Source organism: Pseudarthrobacter sp. N5 (assembly GCF_050157035.1).
Taxonomy (GTDB): Bacteria; Actinomycetota; Actinomycetes; order Actinomycetales; family Micrococcaceae; genus Arthrobacter.
In genome coordinates, this window is sequence record NZ_CP189593.1 from 2,097,851 (window position 1) to 2,113,801 (window position 15,951).

General features: G+C 62.3%; 12 protein-coding genes and 3 pseudogenes. 8 read left to right on the top strand and 7 right to left on the bottom strand.

The annotated features are described in order from the left end of the window. Window positions 1-205 precede the first annotated feature (205 nt). Together ACQCST_RS10140 and ACQCST_RS10145 are read right to left on the bottom strand one after the other, a co-directional pair. Window positions 206-379: pseudogene (locus ACQCST_RS10140) on the bottom strand (IS110 family transposase); the annotation flags it as partial. A 145-nt stretch (window positions 380-524) separates the two neighbouring features. Beyond that, window positions 525-1,694: pseudogene (locus ACQCST_RS10145) on the bottom strand (IS30 family transposase). A gap of 241 nt (window positions 1,695-1,935) precedes the next feature. Here ACQCST_RS10145 and ACQCST_RS10150 point away from each other — a divergent pair. Beyond that, a complete protein-coding gene (locus ACQCST_RS10150; RefSeq protein WP_426995676.1) occupies window positions 1,936-2,088 on the top strand; it encodes a hypothetical protein in 153 nt (50 codons plus the stop codon). A 189-nt stretch (window positions 2,089-2,277) separates the two neighbouring features. On the opposite strand, the gene ACQCST_RS10155 is transcribed toward ACQCST_RS10150, so the two are convergent. The 4 genes from ACQCST_RS10155 to speB form a co-directional block, all read right to left on the bottom strand. Next, entirely contained in the window at window positions 2,278-3,573 is a 1,296-nt protein-coding gene (locus ACQCST_RS10155) for a D-arabinono-1,4-lactone oxidase (RefSeq protein WP_426995677.1), read from the bottom strand. Between the two features lie 27 nt (window positions 3,574-3,600). Continuing rightward, window positions 3,601-5,103, bottom strand: coding sequence for an aldehyde dehydrogenase family protein (locus ACQCST_RS10160; RefSeq protein ID WP_426995678.1), 1,503 nt, complete (start codon window positions 5,101-5,103; stop codon window positions 3,601-3,603). 83 nt (window positions 5,104-5,186) lie between these two features. Continuing rightward, on the bottom strand, window positions 5,187-6,644 hold the full coding sequence (locus ACQCST_RS10165) for a purine-cytosine permease family protein (protein WP_426995679.1): 1,458 nt from the start codon (window positions 6,642-6,644) through the stop codon (window positions 5,187-5,189). A 264-nt stretch (window positions 6,645-6,908) separates the two neighbouring features. Further along, window positions 6,909-7,907: an agmatinase gene (gene speB, locus ACQCST_RS10170; protein WP_426995680.1), complete on the bottom strand. Its 999-nt coding sequence runs from the start codon at window positions 7,905-7,907 to the stop codon at window positions 6,909-6,911. Window positions 7,908-8,081: 174 nt separating this feature from the next. On the opposite strand from speB, the gene ACQCST_RS10175 reads away from it, so the two are divergent. The 4 genes from ACQCST_RS10175 (at window position 8,082) to ACQCST_RS10190 (ending at window position 11,681) form a co-directional block, all read left to right on the top strand. Then, the gene (locus ACQCST_RS10175; protein WP_426995681.1) at window positions 8,082-9,590 is read left to right on the top strand and encodes a PucR family transcriptional regulator; all 1,509 of its coding nucleotides are present in this window, start codon (window positions 8,082-8,084) and stop codon (window positions 9,588-9,590) included. A 124-nt stretch (window positions 9,591-9,714) separates the two neighbouring features. Then, window positions 9,715-10,413, top strand: coding sequence for a hypothetical protein (locus ACQCST_RS10180; protein WP_426995682.1), 699 nt, complete (start codon window positions 9,715-9,717; stop codon window positions 10,411-10,413). Between the two features lie 115 nt (window positions 10,414-10,528). After that, the gene (locus ACQCST_RS10185; protein WP_426995683.1) at window positions 10,529-11,020 is read left to right on the top strand and encodes a protein-tyrosine phosphatase family protein; all 492 of its coding nucleotides are present in this window, start codon (window positions 10,529-10,531) and stop codon (window positions 11,018-11,020) included. A 508-nt stretch (window positions 11,021-11,528) separates the two neighbouring features. Then, a complete protein-coding gene (locus ACQCST_RS10190; protein ID WP_426999143.1) occupies window positions 11,529-11,681 on the top strand; it encodes a hypothetical protein in 153 nt (50 codons plus the stop codon). Here ACQCST_RS10190 and ACQCST_RS10195 read toward each other — a convergent pair. Next, window positions 11,682-12,890, bottom strand: a pseudogene (locus ACQCST_RS10195) (IS110 family transposase). Window positions 12,891-13,867: 977 nt separating this feature from the next. Between ACQCST_RS10195 and ACQCST_RS10200 the strand changes: the two are divergent. From ACQCST_RS10200 to ACQCST_RS10210, 3 genes are all read left to right on the top strand, one after another. Next, window positions 13,868-14,386 carry a hypothetical protein gene (locus ACQCST_RS10200; RefSeq protein WP_426995684.1) on the top strand — a complete coding sequence of 173 codons (519 nt, stop codon included), beginning with the start codon at window positions 13,868-13,870 and terminating at the stop codon, window positions 14,384-14,386. Between the two features lie 215 nt (window positions 14,387-14,601). After that, on the top strand, window positions 14,602-15,267 hold the full coding sequence (locus tag ACQCST_RS10205) for an SGNH/GDSL hydrolase family protein (RefSeq protein WP_426995685.1): 666 nt from the start codon (window positions 14,602-14,604) through the stop codon (window positions 15,265-15,267). 22 nt (window positions 15,268-15,289) lie between these two features. Beyond that, window positions 15,290-15,535 (top strand): hypothetical protein, encoded by a 246-nt coding sequence (locus tag ACQCST_RS10210; RefSeq protein WP_426999222.1) that lies wholly within the window; start codon window positions 15,290-15,292, stop codon window positions 15,533-15,535. Window positions 15,536-15,951: the final 416 nt, after the last annotated feature.

The following is a 15,951-nucleotide window of genomic DNA, read 5'->3' on the forward strand; positions in this document are numbered from 1 at the left end:
ACACCGCCCAGGAGAAAGCCGAATTTTTCCGACGACTGAAGCTCACGGCCAACGTCTCGAAGGTCGCGAAGGAGCTCGGCTTCGTCAGGATCACCTGTTACAAATGGGCGCATCAAGCAGGGATCTTCACGGGCAAAGACACCCGCGCTCAACGAGCACAGTTCCAGCGTCTCCGCGCCTACGGTGTCAGTCGTGCTGAAGCAGCCAAACGTCCCTTCCCGGCCACGGCCTTGATGATGGAACGGAGTTTTGCCTCGTCCTGGGGCAGCGCCCGGTCCAGGAGTCTCTTGCCGTTGCGGTCGATGGCGACCGCATGGTGATTGCTCTTGCCGACATCAACACCGATAAAGATGTCGACGAGTTCATGGTCCTTGATCACCGCAAACCTCCCGGAATTTGAGTTCCTGCGAAACAGTGCTGGTCTGTCCTGCGGCGGCAAGGGCCGGCATCCACGTTACGGCTGACCTACGCTAAAAATCACTGCGCTGATCCTGTCCCCATTAGCGATCGGCGGATTCAGGCGGTCATTGCAACAGGAGGTTTTCGATCAGTTCGATCGGTTTCCTGAACTCTGGTCTTTTGCGCGGCCGGTCGTTGAGTTCCTGGGCAACCCGGTCGAGGTCTGCGGCGCTGTGGATGCTCAGGTCCGTGCCCTTGGGGAAATACCGGCGCAGCAGGCCATTGGTGTTTTCATTGATGCCGCGCTGCCAGGGCGGGTGCGGGTCGCAGAAGTAGATCTCGATACCGGTGTCGATCTTCACGGTTTTCCAGTCCTGCATCTCGATGCCCTGATCCCGGGTCAGGGAATGCCGCAGCCCCTTGGGGAGCGTCTTGATCTTCGCGGCCAGCGCATCACGCATCTGCTCGGCCTTGTACCCGTCCGGCAGGTGCACGAGCACCGTGTAATTGGTGGTCCGCTCGACCAGCGTCCCGATCGCGGACTGATTCCCCTTGCCGATGATTAAATCCCCTTCCCAATGCCCCGGCACCGCACGGTCCTGAACCGCTGGAGGACGCTCGGAGACATTGATCATCCCCGGGATCCGGTTCTTCCGCTGGCAGGCCTTCCTGCAGGGCCGCCTGAGTGCACGTCCGGTGCGTAAACACGCGGCCAGATCGCGGTTGAGTGCTCCGCGGCACTGAACGTAAAGGCACTGGTAAATGGTCTCGGGTGACACCCGCATCTCCGGCTCATCGGGAAACTCAACCCGGAGTCGTCCTGCAATCTGCTCCGGCGAGTACTTCTTTTTCAGGTCCTCTTCCACCTTCGCACGCAGCACCGTGTTCGTGTGCAGTTTCGCCGGTTTCGGCCGCGAGGCCCGCTCCTACGCCAGCGCGTGAGCCGAGGTGCCCCGGTAGGGCAATCCTGCCACCGAGTTGCGCCGCAGCTCCCTGGACACCGTCGAGGCCGATCTGTCGATTACAGCCCCGATCTGCCGCAGTGATTGTCCCTGGGCGCGCAGCACCGCGATCTCCTCTCGTTGGGCGAAGGTCAGGCACCGGCCCTTCAAATCCCGGCCGCTGCGAGGCCTGGCACCCCCGGCCTCCGCGAGAACCCGGCGCCCGGTCCGCCTGCTCGTATTGATCGGCGCAACAGCGTCCGTGATGAAATCACCGGCCTGCATCCCGGCCCAAAACAGCTGCAGAAGATCCGGTCTTACGTAAATCGAATACCCCGCCATGACAACACCCATCCGCTAAGTGCTGCAATCACCGCAAGAACCCAAGGTTGGCCCTTGCGCACAAGCTGCAGCCGCATGGCGCGACGGCCGTGTCGCTGACCCCGGGGTGGCTGCGGTCGGAGGCCATGCTTGAGAACTTCGGCGTCACCGAATCGAACTGGCGCAACGCGATATCACGCACCTGGCACTTACGATTTCCGAGAGTCCGGCGTTCGTCGGCTGTGCTGTGGCGGCGCTCGCGCAGGATCCCGATTTGTCCCGCTGCAACGGAGGGTCGCTGTCCGGCGGGCAGCCGGCGAGGATCTACAGATTCACTGATCTCGACGGCAGCCGGTCCGATGCCTGGAGGTACGTCACCGAAGTTCCGGACGCGGGCAAACCCGCCGACAAAACCGGCTACCGCTGACGACTGCGCAGACTAGCGGCGCGGCCCCGCGGCCTACCAGGCACAACGCCTCGCTCCTGAGCGAACGGGCTTGCGCTCCACAGTGGAGGATTGGGGTGGAAGGGCACTCCCTTGGTCCAAGGACCCGTAGCGTGCCCCCGCCCCATCCGGGGTCGGGGTCGGGGTCGGGGCACACTACGGGTTGCCGCCCTAGCCTACAAGGGCTCGGGTGTGGTCGTTGAGGAATACGCCTCGTGGGTCGAATTCCCGGCGGATCTGGATGAAGGTGTCGAGTTCCGGGTAAAGCCTCTCCAGACGGCTCCTGGTCATGAAATGGATCTTGCCCCAGTGCGCGCGCGGCTCGAAGTCCTGCAACAACGCATCCGCATCGCGGAAGAAGGGCCAGTAGTCCGTCCCGGGTTCCGTGGTGAGTGTGATGACCGTTGTGTCGCGCCCCTGGAACTGGGACATGTAGCCGTCGTCGGCATTCACCCAGCGCACTTCAACAGGGTACTTCTGGTCCGGATGTCTGGTGCGGATCAGCTCCTGGATGGCCTCGGTGGCCGCCAGACCGTGCTCGGTGGGAACAAAGTACTCCAGCTCATGGAACGGAGTGGTGAATCCGCCGGGGTATATGCGGTAGGACCGGTCCAGCCGTGATCCTTCAGTGCGGGAAATTTCACTCTCATCCTGGATTTGGACGATGTTGTACCGCTTGGTGTAGCTGTGGTTCGTCATGTTTTGTCCCGGCGAACCGGGCAGGTCGAGAAGTTCGGCCGATCCCTCGCCCGGGCACCAGAGGAGGGAATAGTGCCTGTTGTTGGCAATATCGGCATTCCAGGTTGCCGCGGTCTTGGCCCAGCTCGGATACGTGATCTGTTCCTGCAGGTAATAGCTGTCCTCCACCGCCAGCTCGACCTCGAGGAAGATTCCCAGTGTACCCAAGGCGACCTGCGCGGCCCTGAGCTCGCGCAGCTGCCCTTCACCGATTTCGACGATTTCGCCGTGGCCGTTGATCAGCCTGACCCAGCGAAGGCTCGAGGAAAAGCTGCCCAGGTCCTTTCCGGAGCCGTGGGTGCTGGTCGATAGCGCCCCCGCGATCTGCTGCTTGTCGATATCGCCCTGGTTGCCCAGGGCCAGCCCCTGCTCCCACAGCGGATCGCCAAAGGCGCTGATGGTGGTGCCGGCCAAAGCCCGAGCGCGGCGGCCCCCCTTGTCGGTTCCGGTGATTCCGGTCATCGCGGACATTTCCATCAGGACGCCGCCAGTCTGGACGAGCGGGGACGATGAATGCCCGGAACCGACGGCACGAACGGGCAGGCCTTCCTTGATGGCGAAACGGACGGCGTCGAGCGCTTCCTGTTCCGTCTGGGGCCGGACGGTGAACGCCGGTGTGGCGCACTGGTTCCGGCCCCAGTTGGTCCATGGCACGTCCGTGCCAAAGGGGACGGGAGGGACGGCGGCACCAGCCAACGGCGCGGAGTTGCGAAGATTCGTCGTTGTCATGTCGGGCTCCAATGCTGGTCTGGACGCTTATGCGCCGTGGTTGATCATGACGTGTTTGGTCCGGGAGAAATCGTCGAGGGCGTAGAGGGAGAGGTCGCGGCCGTAGCCGGATCCCTTGAACCCGCCCCACGGAACCTCGCACGCCAACACGAGATGTGAGTTAACCCAGACTGTACCGAAGTCCAGCTGCTTGGGAACGCTGAGGGACAGGCCCGCGTCCTTGGTCCAGACTGACGCCGACAGGCCGTACGGGGTCTCGTTCGCCCGTAAAATTGCCTCTTCGGTGGTGCTGAAGGACTCAACGGTCACCACCGGTCCAAAGATTTCATGGCTGGCGATCGCCGCGCCGGCCGGCACGTTGCTGAACACGGTGGGTTCGATGAAGTAGCCGGGGGCGTCCAGGACGGAGCCGCCAATGGCAGCCTGAAAGCCGTCCGCCTTAGCCTCGGCCAGCGAGTCCCGCACGCGCTCGAAGTGCGTGCGCGAAATCATCGGCCCGATTTCAATGTCATCCCCTGCTCCCGGCGCGCCGACGATGAGGCTGCCGACTTCCCCCACCAGGAGGTTGGTGAATTCTTCAGCCACGGATTCGTGCACCAGCACCCTGCAGGCAGCGCCACAATCCTGGCCCGCATTCCAGAACCCCGCGTTGCGCACGCCAGCCGCGGCCGCGGCGAGGTCAGCATCTGGGAAGATGACCACGGGAGCCTTGCCGCCGAGTTCCAGATGGACGCGTTTGACGGACCGTGCCGCAGTTTCTGCCACCGCCTGTCCACTGACGACACTCCCCGTCAGCGCGACGAGTGCGATGTCAGGGTGTTCGGCCAGACGCTGCCCAACGGTTCTGCCTTGCCCCGTCACGACGTTCAGGATTCCGTCGGGGATGTGTCCGGCCACGAGTTCGGCCAGTTTCAGCGTCGACAGCGGGGTCTGTTCCGAGGGCTTCAGGACCACACTGTTTCCCGCGGCCAGGATGGGGGCAATTTTCCAGGCCGCCATCAGCAGTGGATAGTTCCAGGGGGTAATGACCCCGACCACCCCGACCGGCTCCCGGAGAATGACCGAGGTGTGCCCGGTCGCGTAGTCTCCGCCGGCCAGTGACGTCAGTGTCCGGCATGCCCCGGCCATGAAACGGAACGTGTCAATGGTGCTGGAAACATCATCCTCCGCGACGGCACGCGGCTTGCCGGTATTTGCCGACTCGAGCTGTTCAAGGGTTTCGCGGTTGGCTTCGATGATGTTGGCAATCCGGGACAGCACCCCGGAGCGTTCCTTGGGCGTTGTGGAACCCCAGGCTTTCTGGGCGGAGACGGCGGCGTCAACGGCCAAATCCACGTCCGCTGCAGTGCCCGCCGGCACCGAGGCAATGACGTTTTCGGTCGCCGGGTCCATGACGTCGATGCTGTCCGTGGAGGAGCCCGGAACAAACGAACCGCCGATGAAGTGCCCGGCCGGCGGCAAACCTGCCACCGCAAGGTGATCGGCAGCGGGACGCCGGACTGTAAACCGCTCGGTGCCTGTGAGTGTCATGATATTTCGCCTTTGCTTTCTGTGCCTATTCGGCGTTGGGAGGTTCTGCGTGTTGGCCCGGGGTGTTGTGTGCCCGCGCAGTGTCAGATCGGTTCCGTCACCAATTCTGGGGACGGGACGCTCGCGGGGTCCGCCGTCTTTCGAAACAAGCGTGCGACAAAGTAGTAGAGGGGGGCGACGACGACCAGGCCGACGATCCATGACAGGTCGACACCGCCCATGGCTGCGGCGACGGGTCCTGTGTAAATGGCCGTTGCTGAGAAGGGGACCTGGACCAGTGTGCCGGCGACATAGCATCCAATGGCAACCCAGTTGAACCGGCCATAGACCCCGCCATCGCGTCGAAAGAAGTCTTCAACCCTGTAGTCGCCGTGTCGGAGGAGGTAGTAGTCGACCAAGTTGATGGCCGTCCACGGGACTAGAACGTAAAGCAGGAACGAGAGGAAATTTTGGTAGAGGAGCATGAAGTTGTCACGCGCAAACAAAGCGATGCTCACGGCGACGATAAAGAGAATGATCGCTGCCACGGTCCTCGTCTTGGCGCGTGGCAGCCAGCTCGGCTTGAACGTCTGCCCAATGGTGAGGGTACACAGGACGCCGCAGTAGAGGTTCATGGCGTTCGAGGCGGCAACACCGAGACAGAAAATTCCAATGATGATCATCGTCCATGGGCGGAGCTGGGCTCCCAAACTCCCCACGATGTCCACGTTTGCTGGATCCACGGTGACCACCACCGCAAGGGTTCCCACCAAAGCTCCCAGCACCATCGGAAAGAGCGTCCCCAAGACGCAGCCCGAGTAGGAGGCCCAGAAGGCTGGGCGCGAGCCGGTCCCTTGCGGCATGTAGCGGGAGTAGTCAGAGACGTAGGGGGCGTAGGCCAACTGCCAGAGCGCGGAGACGGAAATGGTTCCCATGAACCCGACCCAGTTGAAGTTTCCCTGAGTCAGGAATCCTGCAGGCAATCCGTGGACGAAGAGAATCCAGATGAACGCCAGCAGCAGGGCCACGCCGGCGACGATGCTCAAGAAGCGGGCATAGGCGTGGATGAGGCGGTAGCCGAAGATCGTCGCTATGACACTGACCACGCCGATCAGAATGATGCCGGCGTCAACGCTGATACCGCTGTTCACCGCGGCCATTGCCTGGCCTCCGAACACCAGATTGGCGGCGAAAAACCCGACGTACATGATCACGACGATGCCGACAATGAGCAGCGCTCCAAAGGAGCCGAATTGCCCGCGGGTCTGCACCATTTGCGCAACGCCCAGCTGCGGTCCCTGCGCGGAATGCAGGGCCATAAAGACGCCGCCAACGAGGTTGCCGATGATGAGGCCGACGACGGCGGTGGCAAAGTTGAGTCCTAACACCGTGGTTGCAAGGCCGCCGGTCACGATGGTCATGATCATGATGTTCGAGCCGAACCAAATGGTGAAAAGGTCCCTGGCTTTTCCGTGGCGTTCGTTCAGCGGGATGGGCTGGATGGTCTTGTCCTCAAGGCGAGGAACCTCAGTTGTTGCGGAGGGTGTGGATCTCATACTCATGACGTGCTCCCAGAGTTCATGGAAAACCTCGTTGTCTTCCTGGTTGCCCTCAGTGAGCTAGGAAGCTGACTGTTTAATCATTCGTGATGGGCGTCACTTTAGATATCCCGTGATTGGACAGCGATGTCGATGCGATTCATACATATGTATAGTCAGGCTTCCCGCCGGCTTCGCGGAGGGTCAGCGGGACCGCCTTAAACCGTACTGCACTCCCGCCACCAAGGTGGCGGGAGTGCAGTATGGTTCCTGGTGGAGGCAAACCGCCTAGACCGAGGCAGACTCCAGGTTTCGTTCGTCGACGACGGTGGCACCCTTGCTGCGGTTGACCATCAGCCCCAGCAGGTCGAAGACCAGCGTTGCCGCCGCAACAGAGGTGATGTCGGCATGGTCATAGGCGGGGGCAACTTCGACGACGTCGGCGCCGACAATGTTGATCCCGTTCAGTCCGCGAAGCAGGGCCAGCAGCTCGCGGGAGTGCAGGCCACCCATTTCGGGTGTACCCGTGCCGGGAGCGTATGCCGGGTCAAGGACGTCAATGTCGATGGAGACGTAGACCGGGGTGTCGCCGAGGCGGTCCTTGACCTGCTGGATGGCGGCGGGGACGCCGATGACGTCCAGGTCGGAGCAGCGGATGATCTGGAACCCGAATTCGTGGTCGCGGAGGAAGTCCGTGCGGTCATAAACGGGGCCGCGGATGCCCACGTGCATCGAGCTGTCCACCACAAGCAGTCCTTCTTCAAAGGCGCGGCGGAAGATGGTTCCGTGCGTGACGGGCTGGTCGAAGTAGGTGTCCCAAGTATCCAGATGCGCGTCAAAGTGCAGCAAGGCCACGGGGCCGTGGACTTTGGTGAGCGCCCGGAGCATGGGCAGGGCAATGGTGTGGTCGCCGCCGATGGCAATCACCCGCTTGCCCTCGCCCATCAGCGGCAGAGCCTGCTCCTCAATTTCCTGCACGGCACGGGTGATGTCGTAAGGGGTGCAGGCGAGGTCGCCGGCGTCCACAATCTGCGCCCCTTTCACGGGCTCAACATTGAGCTCTACGTGGTAGCCGGGGCGCAGCAGCCGTGAAGCTTCACGAACGGCCGCGGGACCGAACCGGGCGCCGGGGCGGTAGGAGGTTCCGCCGTCGAACGGAACACCGACAATGGCGATGTCGTAGTCGGGCACCTGGTCGATCTGCGGCAGTTTTGCAAAGGTGGCCAGCCCGGCATAGCGGGGAACTTTGGTGGCATCGACAGGGCCAATGGGGTTGTGGGTGGTCATTGCGGACCCTCTTTCGTGGCTACTTATAGTTGCGCGGGAACTAGCTAACTCCATCATTCGTGGCTGGCATCGGCTTGTACATGACCCAATTGACTACTTAAGGCATGATGGACTATACATTTGTATAAGCGCCCGCGGACGGTCATGCCGCCGCACCAATGAAGGAGCGGTCGCATGTCCATAACCGTTGCAGAACTGTTGGCAGAGCCCCAGCTTGGCCTGAGCCTGATCGCGGGCTCCGATGGCTTGGGAAATCGCATCGCCTGGGCGCACACCTCCGATTTACCGCGGCTGTGGGAATGGGTCACCGGCGGCGAGATCATGATGACCAATGGCTTGTCGATCCCGCCCGATGCGGCGGGACAAGTCGAGCTGGCCCAGGCCTTGGTCGACGCCGGAGCCAGCGGCCTGGCCATTGGTGAGAAGATGCACGCCCCACAGTTGCAGCCGGAGTTTTTGGATGCCTGTGACAGGCTGCCGCTGCCCCTGATCAATGTGCCCTATCCACTGCCGTTCATTGCCATTGCACACTCGGTGGCAGAGTCGTCGCTGTTGGAAGAGTCGCGCAGGTTGCGCCAGACGGCCCGGATCTATGATCTGTTGCGACTGGCAGGCACAGCCGGGAACCATTGGCGGAATCTGGTAGCGGGAGTTGCGTCCGAGCTGGATTCGCAGCTGTTCGTACTGGACCGGCGATGTCTTCACCCGTGGCATCCCGATGGTGAGTCGCTCCCCAGTCAGTTGGCCCGGGATCTGGAGCCTTTAATTGGGCGCGCCTCCCATTCCGCCAAGAAATTCCAGTGGCACCGCGTGGGCGACAGTCACATTCTCATGATGGACATCCCGACCCACCCCCACGCCCTGCTGGTTGTCTTGCCGGGTTCGGAGCCACATCCGGATGCAGTCGTCTTGCTTCACGCAGCCACCGTGCTTGGCCTGGAACTGTCCCAGACCGTACTTGCACTGGAGAACCAGCGCCGCTTGGGGGCCGAGTTTCTTTTGCAAGCTCTGGATGGCCGCTTTGGGACTGCCGAAGTGGGAAGCCGCTTGGCCGACTTCAACATCCCGGAGGAGTTTCTCCTGGTTTCCATGTCCAGCGACGAGGGACGGAACCTTGCCAACATCCATCTGGAGCTGTGGCGTCATGGATTCGCCTCCGTTTGCCAGCGGAGGGCCAACAAGCTCCACATCGTGGTGTCCACGGAATGCTCTGATGAGCTGTTGCGTCACGCTGTCACAGCGGATGTCAGGATCGGAGTCAGCACCCCGTGCACAGCTGCCCGGGTGCAGAAGGCGCTTCAGGAATCGCTGTGGGCACTGGGAACGGCGGGGAGCAGCACAAATCAACTGGTTCGCTACGCCGAAGGTCCGTCATGGCTGGGCCTCACAGGCTATGAAGAAGGCACTGCTCTGGTCCAACGGCTTCTCGGTCCCGTCTTTGAATACGAGCGGGGTCGCCAACCGGATCTCATCCTCACTCTGAAAACCTTTCTGGACTCACAACGTTCTTGGCAGAAAACAGCCGCCGCCCTGTTTACCCACCGGCAGACCATCATCTACCGGATCCGCAAGATCAGTGAGTTGACCGGCCTGGACATGACGGAAACCTCCACATTGGCCCAGCTCTGGTTTGCCCTGCAGATCCATGAAGCCATGGACCTGCGCGGGCCCGGCCAGCCCTAGCACACCGGACCCCAGGCCTAAATCCGGCCAGCTGCCGGCCCAACAGCTTGAGGCTGCGTACAAGGACTGCGTCCCGGCCGTTCAGGAAGCGCTGAAGAACCTGGGAACCGGCATCCGATGGCCCATGTACGACCGCGACCTGGTCGAAAACTGGGTCGCCCGCGGGATGGTGCTGATGGGCGACGCCGCGCATCCCGTGCTCCAGTACCTCGCCCAGGGCGCCTGCCAGGCGCTCGAAGACGCAGCCGTGCTGCAGGACATCAGCAACGGCACCGTCTTCACCGCGTACGGCGTCAACCCGGAAGCCTGGGACGACGCGATCAAGGAATTCAACAACCTCCGCGCCGGCCGCACGGCCCGGGTCCAGCGCACCGCCCGCATCTGCGGCGAATCCTGGCACATCTCCGGACTGGCCCGGACGCTGCGCAACCTGCTCTTCAAGAGCCGGAAGGACAACGACTTCCAGTACAACGACTGGCTGTACGGCCAGAATGGCGACGGCGTGCCGGCCGTTGACGCGACTCACTCCAATCTGGTGCACCGGCTTCCTGCCTGGCCTGGCGACGGGTCCTGTCGACATTGCTCTCATGGCATCAGGGGTCACCTCCGTGGGGCTGCGAGCCTTCGGCTCGACGTTCCGACATGGCGTGCGCCAGGCCAGTGGAGAGGCAGCTCCATCGAAGTCGATGAGGACCGGCGACATGACACCGGGGGAATTTTTCGAAGATCTAGAAGGACTGGCTTCTATCCGTCTTCCGGATCCAAGGGTTTCAGACCACTTTGCGCCTCTCCTTTGGCGTCCCTGACATCATCTGCGGGATAAGGGGCTCGTCACGGAAGCCTACAAGGCGCCGTGGGAGCCGACGGGAAAGACCGGGCTGTGGGTGGAGGGCGAAATGACGGAGAATGTAATCTAGGGTTCTGCTGAAGGAGCGGACATGACTGTGGACCCGACGAGGATTGACATTCAGTTCGATCCGACTGTCCAGCGCATGAGTGGAATCTCCATGCACGGTCGAATCCCCTTCGATGTACCGTTCATCAGCGAAATTGCTCCAAACCTCTGGCAAGGTGGCTGCCAAGACAGCTTGATGCTCCCCAAATTCGTCAAGCATCTGGTTTCGCTGTACCCATGGGAATCGTACGCCGTAGGGCATCCCATCAGCTCGCTGCTCCTCGTAACCATGTACGACAGTGAGGATCAAGGCTTTGCGCAAATCGATGCCATCGCGAATTGGGTCAATACCTGCCGAGCAGACGGGCCGACTCTTGTTCATTGCCAAGCGGGCCTCAACAGATCGGCGCTCGTCGTCGCAAGAGCGCTCATCCTCGCAGGAATGCCGAGCTCAGAAGCAATCAGCCTCGTTCGCGAGAAGCGCTCTCATGCTTGCCTCTGCAACCCGTCATTTGAGCGGTGGCTGAGGCAATGAGACGCGGCTTTAATCCGCACCGTCGACGCCCGGAAATCTTCGTACCCGGCGGCGGTATCCGCTGCGTCACCCAAAAGCAACCCGCCAGTGGTCCCTGGCCGAGCATGCCGGCCGGTTAAGCCCAGGCGTCCTCCCCTGCAGCCCGGAAGGCGACACCCGCGGGGCCGGCCGGAGGGATGTGCTGAGACTGCCCGGTGCTCCGCAGGGAGGCGTCCCGGGTCTCTCCGTGGCGGACACAGCTCCATCGTGAATTGATTTCGTTTAGCATGGCCGTACCGTGGCTAGTTCGCGGGCTTTGGAAAAGAGCGACGGTACGATGGCTGCCGAATAGCCATCGAATCGGCCTCATAGCCCTGACCGGAGGAAAGCGTCTTGGCCCTGTCACAGCAGTTCGCCCGGCGCCGCGGCGCCGGGCGGCCCACACAAGGTCCTTTCGAAGCAACGGATCCCGGTCGCTGCCCTGCAGCTGATTGAAGCCGAGGGTTACGCCGATTTCACTATCTCCAATCTGGCCAAGAAGTTGGACGTAGCCCCGTCCGCTCTCTACAACCACTTCACATCGAAGCAGGACGTGCTGCGGTGGCTTCAAGACCAAGTCATGATCATGGTTGACGTCAGTGGTTTCGCCTCGGAACCGTGGGGCGTGTCCCTATGCTTTTAGTCAAGCTGCTTGGGAAGTTTTTTCCTGGTAAAGGGTTCCGCTTTTGAGCATGGCGAAGAGGACGTCGCAGCGGCGCCGTGCTAGGCAGACGACGGCGGCGTTATGTTTCTTGCCTTCGGCGCGTTTTCGGTCGTAGTAGGCCTTGGACAACGGGTCATGGCAGGACGCTATCCAGGCGGATCTGAAGAGCGCGTTCTTGAGTTGTTTGTTGCCCGAGCGGCCCGGTAATTCTCCGCGGATGGAGGTGCCGGAGCGCCGGGTGACCGGTGCGATGCCGGCGTACGCGGCGAGGTGGCCGGCGGTTTTGAAGCTGCTGCCGTCGCCGATGGTCAGGAGTATCGTCGCTGCGGTCTTGATGCCTACTCCCGGCATGGACATCAAGACCCGGGAAAGAGGGAAGTCATCGAGGAGTTTTTCGACTTCCTCGGCCACGATGGCGGGCTGGTGTTTGAGTTCCTTGATCTGCCCGGCCACGCGCGGAATGACGAGCTCGACCGCTTCGGTTCCCGCTACGGTCACGCTCTGCTCCCGGAGCGCGGTGAAGACCGCGTCGATGAGTTTGGCCGGGTCCTTCCGGCTATGGTTGCGGGCCCAGCGCAGCACCTTCGACCAGCCTGCAGCACCTTCGACCGGCGTGCAGCGCGCAGACCGGTGGGACCGGCGGATTTGATCAGCAGCTCGAGCACCAGAGCCCGGGTCAGCACGGTCCGCGGGAAAGCCCGGTCAAGGGCAGGGAAGATCTGCAGCAGCCGGTTGATCGCGCGGGTGCATTCGTGCGTCAGATCGGCATCGAACCCGGAGAGCACCTTCGGCGCGGAGAGGACCTCGCTGTCCCGGTCAACGGCCCGCAGCGTATGCGGCATGGCCCGCGCCGTCTCGGCGATGATGAACGCGTCACGGGCAGCGGTCTTGGACTTCTCCGGATACAGGTCCGCCGCTTTGCGCATGGCCAGCCCCTGGCAGGTAGGCGACTTCGCAGCCGCAGTCCCTGGCCACCGCTACCGCCAGTGCGCCGATGGTGTTGGGCTGGTCAACGACCATAAGCACTTTCCCATGCTGCTGGAGCGTAGTGAAAAGCTCCCGCAGCCGGGCTTCGTCCTGCGGGAGCGGCTTATCAAAGAGCCGTTCGCCGGCGCAGGCCAGTGCGTTGGCGTGGTGTTCGCTGTTGCCGGCATCGAGTCCGCAGTAAACGTCGAATCCCCGATCCATATTGGGCGCTCCTTTGCACCACTATCTGGCCGCAGTCATGACACCGATGCCGGCACCCACGTTACGAAGAGACCTGGACGCGTTGGTCCGGTCTTGTCCCTATCAGCGGTCAACAAGTGTCTCCGAACCCGGCGACAACACCCCCCCCCGGATCATTAATGACTGGGGACTTAATCATGCCGGGACCGACAGGCCAGCAACCCCAAGTCTTACCCATTCAGGGGCTACTAAAAAGGTAACAGGGAAGCCGTGCGCCGTTGGGCCTGGTCCTACCGTGACGGGCGCGCCGGAAACCCTGAAGATGTAGGAGACTATTGCTGCTGCCTTCTCGGCAGCCGGCGTACCGCAGGAGCAAATTGTTCCGGCCATCGTCTCACTGGAATCCTTCATCTTCGGCTCAGCCTTGGACATCACCGGACCGGACGACATCTTCCACACCGGTGATCGGGCGGGGTCCAGCCCGGTTTTCACGGCAGCGGTCCGGAACCAGGATTGAAGCGCCGGGTCCACGTCAGCTGATGTCGCATTCCGTTTCGGTCTGGAGGCGATGGTGGCTGGCCTCGATGCCATCAGAAACGGACTCTCCGGTTCCTGGGCGGCGTGACTGGGAATAGGCCGCCCAATCCGGTCAGACCCGGTTTCTGACGGCTTCTTCGCCGGATGACGCTGCTGACTACGCCGGTATGCCGGAGGCACCAGCGGGGGGACTCGTGTTCATTCGGCGCTTTCGGGGCACAGCTTCGCGGTGGGAGTGGCGCGGCCGGATGCCGCATGGGCCATGGCCGTGCTGTCGGGTGCCTCCACCCCGGCTGTTAAGAACTTAAAAGAATGGTGTTCATTTTTCATTGCCTTCCGTAGATCTCTCCACTCATAATAAATGAATAATGTTCATTTAGTGACATCTGTCTCAGTGGAGTAGTCCGTGTTTGTAATAACTAGGCTTGAATCGCCTCCGGCCGCGCTAGAAACCGTACTGAATGGGGGGACAGCCCGTGCGGCCAACCTCCGAGCGTAGGTTCTCTTCCGCCCCGACCACCTTGTCCCGTTACCCGGCGGACACGCTGCCGGATACGGTCCCGGCGGAGGAGGCGGAGAATCTGCTGACGCGTGCCACCTTCACCTTTGCGGCCCAAGCGGCCCGCACCAACAGGATCTACGTTCACGGCGCGCTCGACAAGCCTGCCCACGGCGGTGACGGGCTGGGGCTCAACACGGCCACCCTGGTCTCGCCCGCCGGGGAACTGCTTGCCGCGCGGACTGACCCGGGACGCCGAGCTGTGGGGAACTCGCGGGCACGTGTCGCCGCCGACACTGCCGCGGTCACGGAGTCCCTCATAGAGGAACTGGACACGTTGACCGCCGAGGTGGGGGCCAAGGAACCTTGGAAGCATCCGCGCGCCCGAGAGCTGGACACCCCAGCAGTGGGCTGCGGGAACGCACGGATGACAAAGTGGCACAGGCCAATATCGGTATGTTCATTGTCGGTGCCATGCTGACGAAGCCGGCGCATGCTTTTCCACGCGGCCGGCGTTGCTGATGGCCGCCAGGGCCGGCCGCTTCAGCAATCTGGTCGACGCGGACTTCATTTTGGACAAGCGGGTAGTGGGCGGACTACAGCAGGTACCCCCTTGTGAAGGATGCGCCGCGAATGGTTAGGATCGGTGAACGGGGACCTCGGCTACACTCATTTGCCGTGTTCGCGGTGTGCTCAATGCTCATCTGCCCCCTGGCCACGTCCGGCCCGCCGGCAACCCACGCGAGCCACACCCGTTCCGCGGCGCCGGCGCGCGTCGTCATTATCGGGGATTCTCTCAGCACCGGGTATGGAACAGCCCGCGAGGAAGCCTGGCCGAACCTCATCATGATGGACTTCCAATCAGGTGATCATCCGCTGGACATCGTCAATGCTGCAAAAAACGGCAGCGGGTATGTCAGGGCAGGCGAGGACGCGGAGACCTTCGGATCACAAGTCGCAGCGGCTGTCACCGCTGGGACGCAGGTAGTCATGTTCTTTGGCTCCGAAAATGACATGGGCTCCGACAAGGCGCAACTCAAACGCGCCGCCGCGGACGCCTATGCAGCGGCTAAAGTGGCGGCGCCTGGAGCCGTCATTATTGTCGTGGGGCCCCCGTGCTACACAGACGCTCCGGAACCCGAACGGCTCCAGGTGCGTGATCAGGACAAGGCCGCGGCGCTTGAAGCGGGCGCGACCTTTGTGGATCCGATAGAAGGCCGGTGGATTGTGGGGCGCGCGGATGAATTGATCGGCCCCGACGGCGACCACCCCAGCGGGCCAGGCCAACGCTATCTGAAGGCGATGATGGGAGGACTACTGGCGACACTGACGCCGCAAGACAAAGTGCAGCACACCTCCTGAACCCCACGGGGGAGTGGGCGTCTTGGTCCAGCTCTCGGGAATCCTGAAGCGGATCGCCGTGAAACTGTCGAAAGCATGCAACGACCTGCGGCTGCTCTCCTCGGGGTCGTCCCCGAGGCCGTCAACCCATCTGGGAGACGGAACCATCCACGTTGTCGACCTCGACCGGCTGGCCGTCGTCGCCACCATCCCGGATGTTTCGTCCGTGCACGGCATTGCCGCCGCAGGGTACCGCCACTCTCAAGCGGATCTACGCCATCAGCGCTAAGGGTATTGCGATGTCCTCATCCGGCAGACCAGTCCTGGAACCGACTCTTGGGCGAGGGGTATCCAGTCGCGATGTCATTCTCGAAGTGCTCAGCCACGCCGCGAAATCGAAGCGGCAGACATCGATCCGGAATGCATACAGGGAATGGTCACGCTGGGTGGCCTTTGACCCGGCTGCAAGCAGGCCACCACAAGCCCGGGCGTGAACGTCGCCCGGGAAGCTGGCACTGAACGAGTCGTTTACGTGGGTATGGCGGGGGAGCGTCAGGGCCAGGGAATCCGTGGCAGGCTCAGAATCTACAGCAGCGGCAAGCGTGCTGCGACAGGCTTGGGAGAAGCTGCTGTGGACCGGGCGCTGGCTGACCGATCATGGATACGCAACAGACTGCGTCAACTCGAAGATGGAACGGTAGCCAG

Bases quoted from the DNA above. Each gene is read 5' to 3' on its own strand.
- speB (WP_426995680.1), bottom strand. From the start codon at position 7,907: ATGACCACCCACAACCCCATTGGCCCTGTCGATGCCACCAAAGTTCCC.
- ACQCST_RS10155 (WP_426995677.1), bottom strand. From the start codon at position 3,573: ATGACAACGACGAATCTTCGCAACTCCGCGCCGTTGGCTGGTGCCGCC.
- ACQCST_RS10200 (WP_426995684.1), top strand. From the start codon at position 13,868: ATGGGGGGACAGCCCGTGCGGCCAACCTCCGAGCGTAGGTTCTCTTCC.
- ACQCST_RS10180 (WP_426995682.1), top strand. From the start codon at position 9,715: ATGTACGACCGCGACCTGGTCGAAAACTGGGTCGCCCGCGGGATGGTG.
- ACQCST_RS10205 (WP_426995685.1), top strand. From the start codon at position 14,602: ATGCTCATCTGCCCCCTGGCCACGTCCGGCCCGCCGGCAACCCACGCG.
- ACQCST_RS10185 (WP_426995683.1), top strand. From the start codon at position 10,529: ATGACTGTGGACCCGACGAGGATTGACATTCAGTTCGATCCGACTGTC.
- ACQCST_RS10175 (WP_426995681.1), top strand. From the start codon at position 8,082: ATGTCCATAACCGTTGCAGAACTGTTGGCAGAGCCCCAGCTTGGCCTG.
- ACQCST_RS10165 (WP_426995679.1), bottom strand. From the start codon at position 6,644: ATGAGTATGAGATCCACACCCTCCGCAACAACTGAGGTTCCTCGCCTT.
- ACQCST_RS10160 (WP_426995678.1), bottom strand. From the start codon at position 5,103: ATGACACTCACAGGCACCGAGCGGTTTACAGTCCGGCGTCCCGCTGCC.